This window comes from Pseudomonas sp. NPDC087817, from assembly GCF_044742875.1.
GTDB lineage: Bacteria > Pseudomonadota > Gammaproteobacteria > Pseudomonadales > Pseudomonadaceae > Aquipseudomonas.
Window position 1 is genome coordinate 1 of the sequence record NZ_JBIUVJ010000042.1, and the last position, 3,434, is coordinate 3,434.

Here is a 3,434-nt window from a genome sequence, read left to right on the forward strand (position 1 = left end):
GGGTGCCTGAGTTTGCGACTGGCCTTGTGGGCAGACGATTTAAAATTCTTGGATTGCCGACAGGTTGTTCCGGCGGCGTGTAGTTTTACTACAAATCTTCGGGCATTTCAGCCTTTCGAATGTATAGACGAGTAGTAAAACTACAGATGAAAGGCTTGTGGCCTCTGACTGCGTTGTGAGAATAATCGTTAAGGTTGGTCGATTACCATCCGAAAAAGGTGAAAGTTTGATGCTGGGTGCCAAAGAAGAAGAAATTTCAGCTATTTCTAACTTTTGTTCGACAGTCCTTCACGTAGCGGGTTTTCATCATTCACTACAAGCGGCCCTTTACACGCCGATCAAGGATAGACCATGACCCTGCCCGTGCTTGCCGAACTGCCCGCCATTCTCCTGCCGTTGGTCAGCCGATCCGAGCAGTCGTTCCGTACGGCCGTCGCCTCGCTTGAGGACGATCACGGCTTCTCCACCTGGACGCCAGAGCGCTGGGCGCAATTCGCCCGCGTTACTGCGGCCAGCGAGTTTGTCATTGAACAGAGCGTTCGTGACCCTTTGATGTTGCTGTCGCTGGTGCAGTCCGGAGAGCTCGACCGACCGTTTGCACCGGGTGAACTCTGCGCGCAGATTGCCGCTGTGGTGAACGCCGCCGAGAGCGAAGATGAACTCGGTCGCGTGCTACGCCGTCAACGCACCCGGCACCAAGTGCGCATCATCTGGCGCGACCTGACCCGCCAGGCCGATCTGGTGCAGACCTGCCGCGACCTCTCGGACATGGCCGACGCGACCATCGATCAAGCCTATCAATGGCTGTACAGCCGCCATTGCCAGCAGTTCGGCACGCCGACTGGCCGACGCAGCGGTCTGCCGCAGCAAATGGTTGTTCTCGGCATGGGCAAGCTTGGCGCGGTCGAGTTGAACCTGTCTTCCGACATCGACCTGATCTTCGCCTACCCTGAGGGCGGCGAAACCGTCGGCGTGAAACGCGCGCTGGATAACCAGGAATTCTTCATCCGGCTCGGTCAACGCCTGATCAAGGCCCTCGATCCGATAACCGTCGACGGCTTTGTGTTTCGCGTTGACATGCGCCTGCGCCCGTACGGTTCGTCCGGCGCGCTGGTGCTGAGCTTCAATGCGCTGGAGCAGTATTACCAGGATCAGGGTCGTGACTGGGAGCGCTACGCGATGATCAAGTCGCGGGTGGTGGCCGGCGATCAGCAGGCTGGCGCGCAATTGCAGGAGATGCTGCGCCCGTTTGTTTATCGGCGTTATCTGGACTTCTCGGCCATCGAAGCGCTGCGCACCATGAAGCAGCTGATCCAGCAGGAAGTCCGCCGTAAAGGCATGGCCGACAACATCAAACTCGGCTCGGGCGGTATCCGCGAAGTCGAGTTTATTGCCCAGGCTTTTCAGCTGATCCACGGCGGGCGCGACTTGAGCTTGCAGCAGCGTCCTCTATTAAAGGTGTTGAGCACGCTGGAAGGGCAGGGTTATCTGCCGCCGGCAGTGATCAGCGAGTTACGAGAAGGCTACGAATTCCTGCGTTACACCGAACACGCGATTCAGGCCATCGCCGACCGCCAGACCCAGATGCTCCCGGATGGCGCTCAGGATCAGGCGCGCATCGCCTTCATGCTCGGTTTCGCTGACTGGCAAGCTTTCCACGAAAAACTCATGTTCTGGCGCGGCCGCGTGGCCTGGCACTTTGCACAGGTGATCGCCGATCCCGATGAGGACGAAGGCACTGAAAGCGAAGTGGTGGTCGGCGGTGAATGGCTGCCGCTGTGGGAAGACGCGCAGGACGAAGAGGCCGCGTGCCGGCAGTTGGAGGAGGGCGGTTTTACCGATGCACCCAAGGCGCTGAAAGCACTGGCCGGTTTGCGCAACAGTCCGCAGTTGCGGGCGATGCAGCGTTTGGGCCGTGAACGTCTCGATGCATTTATCCCGCGCCTGCTGGCGCAAGCGGTCGAGCATGACAATCCCGATCTGGTTCTTGAGCGAGTGCTGCCGTTGGTTGAGGCGGTCGCCCGCCGATCGGCCTATCTAGTATTGTTGACGGAAAACCCCGGTGCATTGCGCCGTTTGCTGACACTGTGCGCGGCGAGCCCGTGGATTGCTGAACAGATCACCCGTTTCCCGCTGCTGCTTGACGAACTGCTCAACGAAGGGCGTCTGTTCAAGCCGCCGCTGGCGCCGGAACTCGCCGCCGAATTACGCGAGCGTCTGACGCGGATTCCCGAGGACGACCTCGAACAACAGATGGAAGCCTTGCGCCATTTCAAACTGGCGCACCGCTTGCGTGTCGCCGCCTCGGAAATCGCCGGCAGCCTGCCGTTGATGAAAGTCAGCGATTACCTGACCTGGCTGGCTGAGGCGATTCTCGAACAGGTGCTGGCCCTGGCCTGGCGCCAGACCGTGGCCAAGTACGGCACGCCGCTGCGCACCGACGGCACTCTGTGCGATCCCGGTTTCATCATTGTCGGCTACGGCAAAGTCGGCGGGATCGAGTTGGGGCATGGTTCGGATCTGGATCTGGTGTTTATCCATGACGGTGATCCACAGGCGGAAACCGACGGGCCGAAACCGATTGATGGCGCGCAGTTCTTCACCCGGCTGGGCCAGCGGATCATTCACTTGCTGACTGCACAGACCAACTCCGGCCAGCTCTATGAAGTGGATATGCGCCTGCGGCCGTCCGGTGCCTCCGGGCTGCTGGTCAGTTCCCTCGGCGCGTTTGCCCGCTATCAGGAAAATGAAGCCTGGACGTGGGAGCATCAGGCGCTGGTGCGGGCGCGGGTGCTGGTCGGTAGTCAGGATGTCGGTCAGGCCTTCGAGAAAGTCCGTGCTCAGGTATTGGGCAAGGCGCGGGACCTGGCCAAGCTGCAACAGGAAGTCAGCGAGATGCGCGCGAAGATGCGCGACAACCTCGGCAGTAAGAGCACGGCGGCCGGTACGGCGGCAAATGCCTTCGACGCCACGGCGCCGTTCGATCTCAAGCAGGACGCCGGAGGTATCGTCGATATTGAATTTATGGTGCAATACGCGGCCCTGGCGTGGTCGCAAAGCCACCCGCCATTGCTGCGCTGGACCGATAACATCCGCATTCTGGAAGAGCTGGAACACGAAGGGCTGATGCCTGCCGAAGATGCCAGCCTGTTGCGTGAGGCCTATAAAGCCTACCGCTCCGCCGCCCACCGGCAGGCCTTGCAGAAGGATGCCGGGGTGATTGCAGGCGACCAGTTTGCCGACGAACGCCGGCAGGTTTTACGGATCTGGAAAGAGATGGGGCTAAGCTGAAACCGGATATTTGAAACACCTGATGGCCCATGTGGGAGCGGGCTTGCCCGCGATGACGGAGTGTCAGCCACCATCACTATCGAATGTGCTGGCCTCATCGCGGGCAAGCCCGCTCCCACAGTGATCTGCGGTGAAATGCAGAT

General features: G+C 60.1%; 1 protein-coding gene. It reads left to right on the forward strand.

Going from position 1 to position 3,434, the window contains the following annotated elements; all coding sequences use genetic code 11:
* The first annotated feature begins 351 nt into the window (after nucleotides 1-351).
* A complete protein-coding gene (gene glnE / locus ACIONG_RS21610) occupies nucleotides 352-3,291 on the forward strand; it encodes a bifunctional [glutamate--ammonia ligase]-adenylyl-L-tyrosine phosphorylase/[glutamate--ammonia-ligase] adenylyltransferase (RefSeq protein WP_401302590.1) in 2,940 nt (979 codons plus the stop codon).
* Nucleotides 3,292-3,434: the final 143 nt, after the last annotated feature.